Consider the following 13,730-nt stretch of genomic DNA (forward strand, 5'->3'; position numbering starts at 1 on the left):
GTAACCGTGAACCCCCTGTCGCGCTACGCGCGTTGACTCTAGGCTGCGGCCGGACGTGGCCACGCGTCCCACACGCCGGGCCACTCATCCCGACCGCCTCTCAGGGCCGCCCGGCCCGGAGGACGCCGACACCACAGGGGGGCGCATGCCAGCCACTTCCCAGTCGTATCCGACCCGCAGACGCCGTGGTCACGGTCTGCTCGCGGCGGCCGCCGGCCTGGCCACCGTCGGCGCCCTGGTCGCCGCGCTCCCCGCGGACGCGCACGACGGCAAGCACGGCAAGCCGCTGCCCAGCCGCTACCAGGACGTGCAGCTGCTGTCCTTCAACGATCTGCACGGCAACCTGGAGCCGCCGTCCGGCTCGTCCGGCCGGGTCACGGAGACCCAGGCCGACGGCACGACGAAGACGATCGACGCGGGCGGTGTGGAGTACCTCGCCACGCATCTGCGCCAGGCCCGGCAGGGCAACGCGTACTCGATCACCGCGGCCGGCGGCGACATGGTCGGCGCCTCCCCGCTGGTCTCGGGCCTCTTCCACGACGAGCCCACCATCGAGGCGCTGAACAAGCTGGACCTGGACGTCACCTCCGTCGGCAACCACGAGTTCGACGAGGGCGCCACGGAACTGGCCCGCCTCCAGAACGGCGGCTGCCACCCGACGGACGGCTGCTACACGGACGAGACGTTCGAGGGCGCCGACTTCCCCTACCTCGCGGCGAACGTGCTGGACGAGAAGACCGGCAAGCCGATCCTGAAGCCGTACTGGGTGTGGAAGAAGAAGGACGTCAAGATCGGCTTCATCGGCGTCACGCTGGAGGACACCCCCGGCATCGTCTCCGCGGAGGGCGTCAAGGGCCTGAAGTTCCAGGACGAGGTCGAGACGATCAACAAGTACGCCAAGGTGCTCCAGCGCCAGGGCGTGAAGTCGATCGTCGCGCTGATCCACGAGGGCGGCCAGCCCGCCTCCGCCTCGTACAACTACGACTGCGACTCACCGGGCGCCGGTGACGGCATCTCCGGCCCGATCGTGGACATCGCGAAGAACATCACGCCGCAGGTGGACGCGCTGGTGACGGGTCACACCCACGCCGCGTACGCGTGCACGATCGACGACCCGTCGGGCACGCCGCGCACGGTGACCTCGGCCGCGTCGTTCGGCCGGCTCTACACCGACACCACGCTGACGTACGACCGCTTCACCGGGGACATCGCCCGCACGGCGGTGAAGTCGGCGAACCACGTGGTCACCCGGACCGTGGCCAAGGCGCCGGACATGACCGAGCTGATCGGCGAGTGGAACACCCTCGCCGCCCCCATCGGCAACCGCGCCATCGGCTACATATCCGGTGACGTGCCGAACACGGGCACCGAGTCCCCCATGGGGGATCTGATCGCCGACGCGCAGCTCTGGTACGGCAGGGAGCTCGACGCGGAGACGGACCTGGCGCTGATGAACCCGGGCGGTGTCCGGGCCGGCCTCACCTACGCGGCCAAGGCCACCGAGGGCGACGGGGTGGTGACGTACGCCGAGGGATTCACCGTGCAGCCGTTCTCCAACACCGTGAACCTCCAGGACTTCACCGGCGCCCAGTTGATCCAGGTGCTCCAGGAGCAGGTGAGCGGGACGAACGCGGCCGCGCCGAAGATCCTCCAGCCGTCCGCCAACCTGACGTACACGCTGGACCTGACGAAGACCGGCGCCGACCGGGTCGTCACCGACTCCGTCCGGCTGAACGGTGCGGCCGTCGACCCGGCCGCCACCTACCGCGTCGCGACGAACAGCTTCCTCGCGGGCGGCGGCGACGGCTTCACCACCCTGGGCCAGGGCACGAACGACCTGGTGGGTGCGGACGACCTGACCGCCCTGGAGCAGTACCTGACGGCCAACTCCTCGGCCTCGGCGCCGATCGCTCCCCCGGCGGCGAACCGGATCACGATCGTGCAGTAGATCCCACGGCCCCACGGCTCCACCGCTCCACGGCTCCACGGCTCCACGGCCCGCAGGGGCCCGGCCCGTACGCGACACGCGTACGGACCGGGCCCCTTTCGCGTTTTATCAATTCTGTGTAAGGGCGGGTTTGGTTCCCCGGGGCGCCTGAAAACTGTCTCAGCCGCAATTCATCGAGGTCTCAGCGGAATTGGCTTTTTTCGGCTTCGGCGTCCCGTAGTGTTTTCCATGTCGAAAGCGAACGACGCGAAAGCGAAGTCGCGAACACAGGACAAGGAGACAGACCATGAGCTTCCACAAGATCACCCCGGTCAAGAAGACCCGCACGACCGCTGCCCAGGCCGCGAAGCCCGCGCCCAAGAAGAAGGTCGTCAAGAAGGTCGCCGCCAAGCGCCCGGTCGGTAGCCATAAGTAGCACTTGGCTTGAGCAAAGCTAATCACAGCTAATCATCAGCGAAAGGGCACTCTCATGAGCTTCCACAAGATCACCCCCGTCAAGAAGACCCGCAAGGCCGCCGCCGCCCCGAAGCCGGCCGCCAAGAAGAAGGCCGCCCAGAAGACCGCGGCCAAGCGCCCCGTCGGCGGCCGTAAGTAAACGCCGCTTAAGCACAGCAATTCACAACTGATCACCGAGAGAGGGACACGTCCATGAGCTTCCACAAGATCACCCCGGTCAAGAAGACCCGCAAGACGGCCGCCGCCCCGAAGCCGGCCGCCAAGAAGAAGGCCGTCAAGAAGGCCGCCAAGCGCCCGGTCGGCAACAAGGGCTGACGCGGTGTCCGAGGCGGGGCCGACGGTGCGGGCGAACCAGCCCGCACCGGGCCCCGCCTCCGCCGTGTCCGCGGCCGTGTCCGCCGTGTCTGCGGCCGTGTCCACCGTGTCCGCGCTCGAACGAGGGAGTCGCTGAGATGAGAGAGGCCCGGGAGGCCTTCCGCCGCTTCTGGCCGCTGACCCGCGGCGACCGCAAGTGGATGCTGGTGATCATCGCGTGCGTGGTGGTCTCCGCGCTCGCCGAGACGGCGTCCATCCTGCTGTTCGCCGAACTGACCGACAACGCCCTGGAGGCGGGGTCGCTCTCCGCGTTCTGGGGACCGGCCGGCGCCTGGCTGGGCGTCGCCGTGCTCGGCGCGCTCGTCGGCTACCTCGGCAACTCGCTCGCGACCTGGACGGCGGAGAGATTCGTGCTCCGCCTGCGTGCGGGAGTCTTCGGCCACGTCCAGGACCTGCCGCCCCACTTCTTCCAGCGGCACCGCCAGGGCGACCTGGTGGAACGCCTCACCGGTGACGTCGAGGCCATCGAGCAGATGGTCGTCTCGGGTGTCGTCGGCACGGTCTCCGCCGCCTTCTCCGCCGTGTTCTACGCCGCGGCCGCCCTCTACCTCCGCTGGGACCTGGCCCTGGCCACCTTCGTCCTCGCGCCCCTCTTCCTCCTCGCCGCCCGCCGCTTCTCCGGCCGCATCAAGCAGGCCTCGCAGGACGAGCGGGTCGCGGACGGCGCGATCACCTCGGTGGTGGAGGAGTCCCTCGGCAACATCGTCCTCACCCAGGCGTACAACCGGCGCCGGGACGAGGAACGGCGCCTCGACAAGGAGGCCCGCGCGTGGATGCGGGCGAGCGTGCGCGGGGCGCGGCTGAGCGAGATGTACGAGCAGTTCGTGGAGGTCGTCGAGACGCTGTGCGTGCTGGCGGTGATCGGCCTGGGCGTCTGGGAGATCTCCGCGGACCGTATGTCACTGGGCGACCTGCTCGCCTTCGCCGCCTTCATCGGCTACCTGTACCCGCCCGTCCGCGACCTCGGCCAGCTGGGCCTGACGGTCACCGCGGCCACGGCCGGCGCGGAACGCATCGGCGAACTCCTGGAGGCCGAGCCGGCCGTACGGGACCCCGAGAACCCGGTCGCCCCCTGGCCGGTACGCGGCTGGGTCGCCTTCCACGACGTCACCTTCCGCTACCCCGGAGCGGCGAAGGACTCCACGCGCGGCCTGACCTTCACCGCGGGGCCGGGCGAACTGCTCCTCGTCACCGGCCCGAGCGGCGCCGGCAAGTCGACCCTCGCCAAGCTCCTGACCCGTTTCTACGACCCCGGCACCGGCGTCATCTGCCTGGACGGCGTCCCGCTGACGGACGTCCCGCTGGAGTTCCTCCGGGAGAACGTCGCCCTGCTCCCGCAGCAGACCCTCGTCCTCAACGGCACGATCCGCGAGAACATCGGGTGCGGCCGGCCGGGCGCCACGGACCGGGAGATCGAACGGGCGGCGCGGTCGGCGGCGGCGCACGACTTCATCGCCGCGCTCCCCGAGGGCTACGACACCCTCATCGCCCCCGGTACCGCCGCCCTCTCCGGCGGCCAGCTCCAGCGCATCGCCATCGCCCGCGCGATGCTCCGCGAGGCCCCCGTCCTCGTCCTCGACGAACCGACCGCCGGCCTCGACTCGGTCGCCGCCCGCCAGGTCGTCCAGCCCCTGCGCCGTCTGATGTCCGGCCGTACGACGATCATGATCACCCATGACCTCAGCCTCGCGCCGGACGCCGACCGCGTGCTCGTCGTCGACGACGGCCGCCTGCTGGACGCCGGCACGCACGACGAGCTGATGGCGCGGTGCCCCGCCTACGCGCGGCTGGCCACCCCCTGGCCCACGGCGCCGACGCCGGGCGGCACCCTCTCCGACGACACCCTGATGCTGCGCAGATGAGCGGGGAGGCTCGTCGACGGCCCCGTCGACGGCCCCGTCGACGGCCCCACGGCCCCACTGACGGCTCTTCGGCCGGACCGACACGGTCCGGCCGAAGGCGTGCCGGGACACCCGCCGGGGACACTCACCGGGACACTCACCGGGACACCTGCCAGGGCACCCGCCGGGGACACCCGCCGGGACACCCGTCGCGACACCCGCCCGCGTCCCGGCCCCCGGTCAGGACGCGGTGGGCGTCCAGCCCGCCAGCCAGTCCGCGACCTCCTGGTCGGCGGCCTGGGCGTCGGTCAGCTGGGGCCGGTCGCTGCTCGCGCTGCCCGCGCCGGCGCCGGTGTTCTTGTACTCGGCGAACCGGTCGTCCTTCCAGGAGAAGCCGCTCATGTCGGTCCACGGCGTGGACTTGATCGCGGCGCTGAGGCTGGTGTTGCGGACGGTGGTCTGCGGGTCGAGGGTCGTGTCGCCGCCCGCGTGCCAGGGCCGGCCCAGATAGAAGCTGCTGCTGGAGACGTCCCCGTTGACCGTGGAGCTGTTGATGAGGAAGCCCTTGCGGTCTGCGGCCGTGCTGGGTGCGGTGATGTACCCGGCGGAGGAGCCGTCCCAGCGCTTGCGGAGCGTGATGATCGACTTGTCGATCACGGCCGTGGCGCGGCCGAAGATGAAGTCGACGTTGCCGAGGACGTAGGAGTTGGTCACGTAGACCCGGCCGATCTTGTCCTTGGCGGCCGAGTCCAGGAGCAGGGTGTCCTGGTCACCGGTGATGATGAGGCTGTCCAGGAAAATCTTGTCGGCGGCGGTGCGCAGGGCGACCGCCTGGTGTCCGGAGAGGGACTGGTTGGCGCCCTCGTCGAAGTCGTTGGTGATCGACAGGTTGCGGGCCTGGAACTCGTCGGCCTCGACGGCGACGGTGGCGCTGCCCGAGGTGCCGTACGTGCCCGAACCGTCGGGCTTCTGCGTGCCGGCCGCGTTGTTGTAGACGATCACCGTGTCCTTACGGCTGGAACCGCTGCCCTGGATGGTGACGTACGGCTTGTTCGAGGGCACCTTGACCGTCTCGCGGTACGTGCCCGGCGCGACGGAGATGACGACCCGCGAGGTGTTGTTCGCGGGTACGGCGTCCACCGCGGCCTGCACGGTCGTGTACTGGCCGCTGCCGTCCTTGGCGACGGTCAGCGTCGTCGCGGCGGCGGCCAGGGTGGAGGCGCCCACGGTGGAGGCGGACGTCGTGCCGATCGAACCGGTCGGGCCCGCCCCGGCCTTCACCACGGACGGCACGGTGGAGGCGGAGTCCAGCGTGTACGCGTAGTAGGACGTCGCGTCGAAGGCCGTGCCGCCGGACTCGTTGCGACCCGAGGTGCCGGAGAAGACGTTGCCCTTCTGCACGAGCGAGGCGGTGCTGTCCTTGATGACCGGGTTGTTGAAGCCCTGGAAGTAGCTGTTCTCCAGGAGCATCTTGGTGCCGCCGCGCGCGTAGTTGCCGTACGACGACGTGATGCTCGTCCCGGAGACGTCCTCCAGGTAGTTGTTGTAGAGGTGCGCGTGGGCGCAGTTGTCGACGGACGGGTTGCGCTGCTCGGTCTCGCGGATCCAGTTGTGGTGCAGCGTGATGTCGGTGGTGACGTTGTCGGTCCAGCCGATGCCGAGCGCCTTGTTGTCGTTGCTCAGCTCGTTCCAGGAGATGGTGACGTTCGTGCTGTCCTTGCGGACGTCGATCAGGCCGTCGGCCATGGTCCGGATGTCGTTGTGGTCGATCCAGACGTGGTGGGCGCCGTCCATCTGGATGCCGTCGTAGTCGTGGTCCTTGTCGTTCCAGGTGCCCTGGTACGTGTCCCGGATGGTGAGGTTCCGGATGATCACGTTGTGGACGCCGGTGCCGAGGAAGAAGCCGCCCCCGACGATCTGCCCGGACGTCCCCGAGCCCACGATGGTCTTGTCGGAGGCGACCTTGATCTCCCTGCCCACCGTGTCCAGGGTGATGGCGGCGGCGACGACGATGACGTACGGTTCGGCCGCCGTCGCGTACTTCTCCAGATCGGCGAGGGTCCGGACGGTCACGGTCGCGCCGTCCCGCCCGCCGTACGTCCCGTTCTGCCCGAGCGCGTCGACGGAGGCGAACCCGTCGGCGGTGGCGGTCGCCCAGGCGGGCGCGGCGGCGGTGGCGGCGGACGCGGTCTGCGGGGCGCCGAGTCCGGACACCGTGCCGTACGCCAGCGCGCAGGCCGCGGTCAGGGCCAGCGGTACACCGGCCGTGAGAGCCTGCCTGCGCCGGCGGTGGCGGGGCTTGCCGGGGTCTGTGACGCGGGGTGCGTTCATGCGGCTCTTCCGTTCCGTGTGGGGGATGGGGACCGCTGATGGGTCGCCACACGGAACGGAAAGGTTGCCGGGGACGGGGAGCGAGAAGGGCGGAGGGTCAGACGGCCGGGGTCTCCGGCGGCGGGGTCGGCGCCCCCGGCAGCCGTACGGTGGCCACCGTGCCGCCGCTCTCCGCGCGGGCCAGGGTCACCGCGCCGCCCGCCTGCTGGACGGTGCGGGCGACGATCGACAGGCCCAGCCCCGATCCCGGCAGGGCACGGGCGCTCGGGGAGCGCCAGAACCGGTCGAAGACGTGCGGGAGTTCGTCCTCGGGAATGCCGGGGCCGTGGTCCCGCACGGTCAGGACACCCTCGCTGAGCCGCACCTCGACCGTGCCGCCCTCGGGGCTGAACTTCACCGCGTTGTCCAGGATGTTGACCACCGCGCGCTCCAGCGCCGCCGGCTCCGCCCGGGTGTACCAGGGTTCGAGCGTGGCCGTGATGGACAGCTCGGGCCCGCGCAGCCGCGCCCGGCGCAGGGCGGCCTCCACGGTGTCCTCCAGCGAGACCACCTGGACGCGCTCACCGCGCTGGCCCTCGGAGCGGGACAGTTCCTGGAGGTCGCCGATGAGCGACGCCAGTTCCGTCATCTGCGCCTTCACCGACGCGAGCAGCGCCTTGCGGTCCGCGGCGGGGATCGGCCGGCCGGTCTCCTCGCTGCGGGTGAGCAGTTCGATGTTCGTGCGCAGGGAGGTCAGGGGGGTGCGCAGTTCGTGCCCGGCGTCCGCGATGAGCTGCTGTTGCAGCTCGCGGGAGTTGGCCAGGGAGGAGGTCATCGAGTTGAAGGACCGGGAGAGCCGGGCCACCTCGTCGTCGCTGTCGTCCTCCACCGGGATGCGGACGCCCAGGTCCTCGGTCCGCGCCACGTGCTCGACGGCCTCGGTGAGCTTGTCGACGGGACGCAGACCGGCCCGCGCGACGGCGAGACCGGCGGCACCGGCGCCGACGACTCCGATGCCGGAGACGAGGAGGAGGATGAGGGCGAGGTCGTTGAGGGTGGACTGGGTGCCCTTGAGGGAGACGGCGACCGTGAGGGCGGCGTAGGAGTGGGCGCCCGTGCTGGTGTTCTCCAGCGGCAGGGGCATGGTGAGCACGCGTACCGGGTTGCCGTCCTCGTCGGTGCCGTTGCGGATGACGCCCTCACCGGAGCTGGCGTTCTCGATCACGTTCTTGTCGGCCTGGGTGACCTTGACCAGGCCCAGGGAGTCGTCGATGACGCAGGCGGTCCCGTCCGCCGTGACCACCTGGGAGTAGAGGTTGTTGCGGAAGGGGGCGTCGTCCTGCGGCGGAGTCTGCGTGCAGTTGTTGACCGCGGCCGTGACCTGGGCGAGCTGCTCGGGCCCCTTCATCCTCGCCTGCCGCAGGTCGTCGTCGACCTGCTCGTACAACTTCCCCTGCACGATGAACCAGCACGTCACCGACACCGCCGCCACCGCGAACGCGACCGCCGCCGCGACCAGCATCGACAGCCGCGCCCGGATCGGCAGTGTCCGGAACCGGCGGACGAACCCGTTCACTCCGCCCCGCCCTGGCGCAGCACGTACCCGACGCCCCGCACGGTGTGCACGAGCCGCGGCTCGCCGCCCGCCTCGGTCTTGCGGCGCAGGTACATCACGTACACGTCGAGGGAGTTGGACGACGGCTCGAAGTCGAAGCCCCAGACCGCCTTGAGGATCTGCTCCCGGGTGAGGACCTGGCGCGGGTGCGCCATGAACATCTCCAGGAGGGTGAACTCCGTGCGGGTCAGCTCCACGGGCCGCGCCCCCCGAGTGACCTCGCGCGTGGCGAGGTCCATGCGCAGGTCGCCGAAGGAGAGCGCCTCGTCATCGTGGACGTCCTCCGTCTGCGCCGAAGCGTAGGAGCTGCGGCGCAGCAGGGCGCGGACGCGGGCGAAGAGCTCGTCGAGCTCGAAGGGCTTGACCAGGTAGTCGTCGGCGCCCGCGTCGAGGCCGGTGACCCGGTCGCCGACCGTGTCGCGGGCGGTGAGCATGAGGATCGGGGTGGTGTCGCCGGCGCCGCGGATGCGGCGGGCGGCGGTCAGACCGTCCATGCGGGGCATCTGGATGTCGAGGATCACCAGGTCGGGGCGGTAGACCGTGGCCTTCTCCAGGGCGTCCGCGCCGTCGACGGCGACCTCCGTGTCGTAGCCCTCGAAGGCCAGGCTGCGCTGGAGGGCTTCGCGCACGGCCGGCTCGTCGTCGACGATCAGGATGCGCTGGGGGTCACGGTCGCCTTCGGCGGGGCTCATGGGCGTGGCTTCCTCGGTGCGGTGGGGCGTCGGGGCTGAACGAACTCATTCAGCCTAAAGGTGCTCAGGCGCGGGCGGTCCTGCGGCGGTGGGCCGTGGTCCGCCGCCCCGCGGTGGTCCCGGCGGCGGCCGACGCCACCTCGGGGGCCCGCGGGGCCCGCCGCACGGGCGGGTGCAGCTCGTACGCCACGCCGAGGGCCAGAGCGAGGTCGGCCGGGCCGACGCCGGTCACCGTGTGCGGAACCTGCTTGATCATGACGTGCTCCCTGGGCGTGGGACGGACGGGTCAGCTGTTGCTGTCGGAGCCGCCGGCCCGCAGCGTGGCCAGGTCGGACTTGACGGTGTTGATCGGGATGGCGAAGCCGAGGCCCACGCTGCCGGCCTCGGAGGAGGAGGTGGCGTCGGCGGCGGAGTACATCGCGGAGTTGATGCCGATGATGTTGCCGCTCGCGTCGATCAGGGCGCCGCCGGAGTTGCCGGGGTTGAGGGAGGCGTCCGTCTGGATCGCCTTGTAGGTCGTGGTCGACGAGCCGGTCTCGCCGTTGAACTGCTGTCCGCCGAACTCGAACGGCCAGCCACCGCCCTGCTGCTGTTGCTGCTGTCCCTGGCTCTCGTCGGTCGAGACGGTGACGTCACGGTCGAGGGCGGAGACGATCCCGCTGGTGACGGTGCCGGTGAGGCCCTCGGGGGAGCCGATCGCGACGACCGTGTCACCGACCTGGACGCCGTCGGAGTCGCCGAGGGTCGCCGCCTTCAGGCCGGAGGCGTTCTCCAGCTTGATCAGGGCGAGGTCCTTGGCGCTGTCGGTGCCGACGACCTGCGCGGTGTACTCCTTGCCGTCGCTGGTCTTCACCTTGATGGAGGAGGCGCCGGAGATCACGTGGTTGTTGGTGACGATCTCGCCGTCGCTGGTGATGATCACGCCGGAGCCGGTGGAGGTGCCGCTGCTGAGGGTGGCGTTGACCTCGACGACGCTCGGGCTGACCGCCGCGGCGATCGAGGCCACGTCACCCGTCCTGCTGGAGGGGACGACGCTGGTGGTCGTGGACGAGGAGACCACGTCGTTCTTGCCGGTCAGCTCCTGGATGCCGTAGGCGGTGCCGCCGCCGATGGCCGCGGCGACGATCGCCACGGCGGCGAGCAGGGCGATCGGGCCCCGGTTGCGCTTCTTCCGGGCGGGGGGCTCGGCGACCGGGGGGACGGCGGGCGCGGCGGGGGCGGGGTGGGTGAGGAGAGCGGTGCCGCCGCTGTCGGCGCCCGGCGCGGGCTGGTGGGCCGGCGGGGGCGGCCACTCCGGGTCGACGGGGGCGGAGGCGTGCAGCTGGGCGCCCTGGTAGGGGGTCTGGTACGCGGTCTCGTACTCGCCGTCGCGGCGGATGCTCTCGGTCATGACAATGAGCTTGTCGCCTGACGATGAGAGCTCCCTGAGCGCTCCCTGAGAAGCCCGGCAGAAGCTCCTTCGCCCGATATAAAGGGGCCGTGGGAAGGGGCGCCGCGCTTCTCAGAAAGCCCTCATGTCACAAAGCCCTCATGTCACAAAGCCCTCATGAGACAGCTCCCGTGCGGAGCGAGGCGTCAGGAGCAGCCGCAGGACCGCCGCACCACCAGCCGCGACGGGAACACCTTCAGCCGCTCGCGGCGTGATCCCGCGACCCGCAGCCCGTCGTCGAGGACGAGGTCCACCGCGGCGCGGGCCATCGCCGAGCGGTCCGAGGCGACGGTGGTCAGGGGCGGATCGGCGAGCGCCGCCTCCTTGATGTCGTCGAAGCCGGCCACGCCCAGCTCGCCGGGGACGTCGATGCGCAGCTCGCGGGCGGCCCGCAGCACGCCGAGGGCCTGGTCGTCGGTGGAGCAGAAGACCGCGGGCGGCCGGTCCGGCCCCGACAGCAGCTCCAGGGCGATCCGGTAGGCGTCGTAGCGGTTGTACGGCGCCTCGAAGAGCCGGCCCTCGGTGCCGATGCCGGCCTCGTCCATGGCCCGGCGCCAGCCCTCGACGTGGTCGGAGACGGGGTCGCCGACGGAGGGCGTCTCGGCGGTGCCGCCCATGCAGGCGACGTACTCGTAGCCGTGCTCCAGCAGATGCCGTACGGCGAGCTGGGCGCCGCCCAGGTCGTCGGTGACGACGGCGACGTCATCGATGGCCTCGGGTCGCTCGTGCAGCAGGACGACCCGGGCGTCCCAGGCGTCGATCTCGGCGGCCGCCAGGTCGTTGAGCGCGTGGCTGACGAGGATCAGCCCGGAGACGCGCATCCCGAGGAAGGCGCGCAGATAGTGGACCTCGCGTTCGGCGACGTAGTCGGTGTTGCCGACGAGGACCATCTTCCCGCGCTCGGAGGCGGCCTGCTCGACCGCGTGCGCCATCTCCCCGAAGAAGGGCTGGCGGGCGTCGGGGATGATCAGGCCTATGAGGTCCGTGCGCCGGGAGGCCATCGCCTGCGCGACCCGGTCGGGCCGGTACCCCAGCTCCTTGATGGCGGCGAGGACACGCTCGCGCGTGGCCGGGGCGACCGGCCGGGGTCCGTTGTTGATGACATAGCTGACGACGGCAGTGGACGTCCCCGCCAGCCGCGCCACGTCATCCCTGGTTACCTTGGCCACGCGCGGAGTCTACGCGGATGGACCTGTCACGGGCAGGGCGTGGAGCACCCTCCCGTCGCCGGAGCCCGCCCCGGCCCGAGGGAGCGGTGCCCGGCCCGGGCGGCGTCACGCCTCCGCCGCGACCTCTTCCGCGCCCACGGAGACCGCGTTGTCCGCATCGTCCGCCTTTGACCGGTCCGCCTTGCCCTTGGCGTCCTCGGCGGTACGGTCGATCTTTTCGGGGGTAACGAATCGATAACCGACGTTCCGGACGGTTCCGATCAGCGACTCGTGCTCGGGGCCGAGCTTGGCGCGCAGGCGCCGTACGTGGACGTCGACCGTCCGGGTGCCGCCGAAGTAGTCGTAGCCCCAGACCTCCTGGAGCAGCTGCGCGCGCGTGAAGACGCGGCCCGGGTGCTGCGCGAGGTACTTCAGGAGCTCGAACTCCTTGAAGGTGAGGTCGAGGACGCGGCCCTTGAGCTTCGCGGAGTAGGTGGCCTCGTCGACGGAGAGGTCGCCGTTGCGGATCTCCATGGGGGAGTCGTCGTTGACGATCTGCTGGCGGCCCATGGCCAGCCGCAGCCGTGCCTCGACCTCCGCCGGGCCGGCGGTGTCGAGCAGCACGTCGTCGATGCCCCAGTCGGCGGTGACGGCGGCGAGACCGCCCTCGGTCACCACGAGGACGAGCGGACAGCCGGGTCCGGTGGAGCGCAGCAGCTGACACAGGCTGCGCACCTGCGGCAGGTCACGGCGCCCGTCGATCAGGATGACGTCGGCACCCGGGGTGTCGACGAGGGCGGGGCCCTCCGCCGGAGCCACCCGCACGTTGTGCAGCAGAAGGCCGAGTGCGGGGAGCACCTCCGTCGACGGCTGGAGGGCGTTGGTCAGGAGCAGCAGAGAACTCATACGTCTGGTTCCTCCTCGGTCCCTGCGAGGACGTGTGCGGTGCGGCACTGCTCTGCGATCCCGGGGCCCCGTACACCTGCGGTTTCCCGCTTCGTATACAACGCTTCCGAAAGCACAAAAGGACCCGGGGGCTACGCTGCCCGAGTCCTCTGCCCAGCAGAATAGCCCACATGAGCAACAGCCGGGCAGGTCATGTGGCGCGTTCCACCGCTCGTCCGCACTCCGAGACGAGCAGACGCGCACCATTGCGGACGTTTCTGCACACGGCCGACGGCCTGTCCGTCGATTCCGTATACGATCCGGGCGCCGTCGTATACGACGCCTCCACGCCACCCTCCGGTCACCCCGTGTTCGTCGTGGCCCACGGCTTCACCGGTGACGTGGACCGTCCGCACGTGCGCCGGATCGCCTCGGTCCTCCGCCGCCACGGGGCTGTCGTCACCTTCTCCTTCCGGGGCCACGGCCGCTCCGGCGGACGCTCCACGGTGGGCGACCGCGAGGTCCTGGACCTGGCGGCCGCCGTGGAGTGGGCGCGTTCGCTCGGGCACGCGCGCGTGGTGACCGTCGGCTTCTCCATGGGCGGCTCGGTGGTGCTGCGGCACGCGGCACTGCACCCGGGCACGGTCGACGCGGTGGTGTCGGTCAGCGCGCCCGCCCGCTGGTACTACCGGGGCACGGCCCCGATGCGCCGCCTGCACTGGCTGGTCACCCGCCCCGAGGGCCGCCTGGTCGGCCGCTACGGCTTCCGTACCCGCATCCACCACCGGGACTGGGACCCCGTACCGCTGTCCCCGACGGAGGCCGTCCCGCGGATCGCGCCCACACCGCTGCTGATCGTCCACGGCGACCGGGACGGCTACTTCCCGGTCGACCACCCGCGGATGCTGGCCGAGGCCGCCGGTGAACACGGCGAACTCTGGCTGGAGCCCGGAATGGGCCACGCCGAGCACGCCGCCGGCGACGGCCTGCTGGCCCGCATCGGGGAGTGGGCGGTCTCCCGGGCGGGCTAG

At 71.0% G+C, this 13,730-nt stretch carries 13 protein-coding genes; 6 read left to right on the forward strand and 7 right to left on the reverse strand.

Going from position 1 to position 13,730, the window contains the following annotated elements:
- The first annotated feature begins 145 nt into the window (after window positions 1-145).
- The 5 genes from ACIP67_RS17395 to ACIP67_RS17415 all read left to right on the forward strand — a co-directional run bounded on the left by ACIP67_RS17395 (window position 146) and on the right by ACIP67_RS17415 (window position 4,641).
- Window positions 146-1,948: a bifunctional metallophosphatase/5'-nucleotidase gene (locus tag ACIP67_RS17395; protein ID WP_401692582.1), complete on the forward strand. Its 1,803-nt coding sequence runs from the start codon at window positions 146-148 to the stop codon at window positions 1,946-1,948.
- A 286-nt stretch (window positions 1,949-2,234) separates the two neighbouring features.
- Window positions 2,235-2,363: a hypothetical protein gene (locus ACIP67_RS17400; protein ID WP_401692584.1), complete on the forward strand. Its 129-nt coding sequence runs from the start codon at window positions 2,235-2,237 to the stop codon at window positions 2,361-2,363.
- A gap of 54 nt (window positions 2,364-2,417) precedes the next feature.
- Window positions 2,418-2,543 carry a hypothetical protein gene (locus tag ACIP67_RS17405; protein ID WP_401692586.1) on the forward strand — a complete coding sequence of 42 codons (126 nt, stop codon included), beginning with the start codon at window positions 2,418-2,420 and terminating at the stop codon, window positions 2,541-2,543.
- Between the two features lie 53 nt (window positions 2,544-2,596).
- Entirely contained in the window at window positions 2,597-2,719 is a 123-nt protein-coding gene (locus ACIP67_RS17410; RefSeq protein ID WP_401692587.1) for a hypothetical protein, read from the forward strand.
- A 137-nt stretch (window positions 2,720-2,856) separates the two neighbouring features.
- A complete protein-coding gene (locus ACIP67_RS17415) occupies window positions 2,857-4,641 on the forward strand; it encodes an ABC transporter ATP-binding protein (protein ID WP_401692588.1) in 1,785 nt (594 codons plus the stop codon).
- A gap of 219 nt (window positions 4,642-4,860) precedes the next feature.
- Here ACIP67_RS17415 and ACIP67_RS17420 read toward each other — a convergent pair whose 3' ends face one another.
- From ACIP67_RS17420 to ACIP67_RS17450, 7 genes are all read right to left on the reverse strand, one after another.
- Window positions 4,861-6,951 carry a pectinesterase family protein gene (locus ACIP67_RS17420; RefSeq protein ID WP_401692589.1) on the reverse strand — a complete coding sequence of 697 codons (2,091 nt, stop codon included), beginning with the start codon at window positions 6,949-6,951 and terminating at the stop codon, window positions 4,861-4,863.
- A 97-nt stretch (window positions 6,952-7,048) separates the two neighbouring features.
- Window positions 7,049-8,506 carry an ATP-binding protein gene (locus ACIP67_RS17425; RefSeq protein WP_401692591.1) on the reverse strand — a complete coding sequence of 486 codons (1,458 nt, stop codon included), beginning with the start codon at window positions 8,504-8,506 and terminating at the stop codon, window positions 7,049-7,051.
- Window positions 8,503-9,237, reverse strand: a complete 735-nt coding sequence (locus ACIP67_RS17430; protein WP_401692592.1) for a response regulator transcription factor — start codon at window positions 9,235-9,237, stop codon at window positions 8,503-8,505. Before ACIP67_RS17430 ends, ACIP67_RS17425 begins: the two co-directional genes overlap by 4 nt.
- Window positions 9,238-9,301: 64 nt before the next feature.
- Window positions 9,302-9,493, reverse strand: a complete 192-nt coding sequence (locus ACIP67_RS17435) for a hypothetical protein (protein WP_401692594.1) — start codon at window positions 9,491-9,493, stop codon at window positions 9,302-9,304.
- A gap of 30 nt (window positions 9,494-9,523) precedes the next feature.
- Window positions 9,524-10,627: a S1C family serine protease gene (locus ACIP67_RS17440; protein WP_401692596.1), complete on the reverse strand. Its 1,104-nt coding sequence runs from the start codon at window positions 10,625-10,627 to the stop codon at window positions 9,524-9,526.
- 185 nt (window positions 10,628-10,812) lie between these two features.
- The gene (locus tag ACIP67_RS17445; RefSeq protein WP_401692597.1) at window positions 10,813-11,835 is read right to left on the reverse strand and encodes a LacI family DNA-binding transcriptional regulator; all 1,023 of its coding nucleotides are present in this window, start codon (window positions 11,833-11,835) and stop codon (window positions 10,813-10,815) included.
- Window positions 11,836-11,940: 105 nt separating this feature from the next.
- Window positions 11,941-12,720: a winged-helix domain-containing protein gene (locus ACIP67_RS17450; protein ID WP_401692599.1), complete on the reverse strand. Its 780-nt coding sequence runs from the start codon at window positions 12,718-12,720 to the stop codon at window positions 11,941-11,943.
- 170 nt (window positions 12,721-12,890) lie between these two features.
- On the opposite strand from ACIP67_RS17450, the gene ACIP67_RS17455 reads away from it, so the two are divergent.
- Window positions 12,891-13,730: an alpha/beta hydrolase gene (locus tag ACIP67_RS17455; RefSeq protein WP_401692600.1), complete on the forward strand. Its 840-nt coding sequence runs from the start codon at window positions 12,891-12,893 to the stop codon at window positions 13,728-13,730.

Origin of the sequence: Streptomyces sp. NPDC088812 (genome assembly GCF_044750285.1) — a bacterium.
GTDB lineage: Bacteria > Actinomycetota > Actinomycetes > Streptomycetales > Streptomycetaceae > Streptomyces.

Excerpts from the sequence above, each read along its gene's own strand:
- ACIP67_RS17430 (WP_401692592.1), bottom strand. The coding sequence starts at position 9,237 with ATGAGCCCCGCCGAAGGCGACCGTGACCCCCAGCGCATCCTGATCGTC.
- ACIP67_RS17410 (WP_401692587.1), top strand. The coding sequence starts at position 2,597 with ATGAGCTTCCACAAGATCACCCCGGTCAAGAAGACCCGCAAGACGGCC.
- ACIP67_RS17405 (WP_401692586.1), top strand. The coding sequence starts at position 2,418 with ATGAGCTTCCACAAGATCACCCCCGTCAAGAAGACCCGCAAGGCCGCC.
- ACIP67_RS17440 (WP_401692596.1), bottom strand. The coding sequence starts at position 10,627 with ATGACCGAGAGCATCCGCCGCGACGGCGAGTACGAGACCGCGTACCAG.
- ACIP67_RS17400 (WP_401692584.1), top strand. The coding sequence starts at position 2,235 with ATGAGCTTCCACAAGATCACCCCGGTCAAGAAGACCCGCACGACCGCT.
- ACIP67_RS17395 (WP_401692582.1), top strand. The coding sequence starts at position 146 with ATGCCAGCCACTTCCCAGTCGTATCCGACCCGCAGACGCCGTGGTCAC.
- ACIP67_RS17420 (WP_401692589.1), bottom strand. The coding sequence starts at position 6,951 with ATGAACGCACCCCGCGTCACAGACCCCGGCAAGCCCCGCCACCGCCGG.
- ACIP67_RS17455 (WP_401692600.1), top strand. The coding sequence starts at position 12,891 with ATGAGCAACAGCCGGGCAGGTCATGTGGCGCGTTCCACCGCTCGTCCG.
- ACIP67_RS17450 (WP_401692599.1), bottom strand. The coding sequence starts at position 12,720 with ATGAGTTCTCTGCTGCTCCTGACCAACGCCCTCCAGCCGTCGACGGAG.
- ACIP67_RS17415 (WP_401692588.1), top strand. The coding sequence starts at position 2,857 with ATGAGAGAGGCCCGGGAGGCCTTCCGCCGCTTCTGGCCGCTGACCCGC.
- ACIP67_RS17435 (WP_401692594.1), bottom strand. The coding sequence starts at position 9,493 with ATGATCAAGCAGGTTCCGCACACGGTGACCGGCGTCGGCCCGGCCGAC.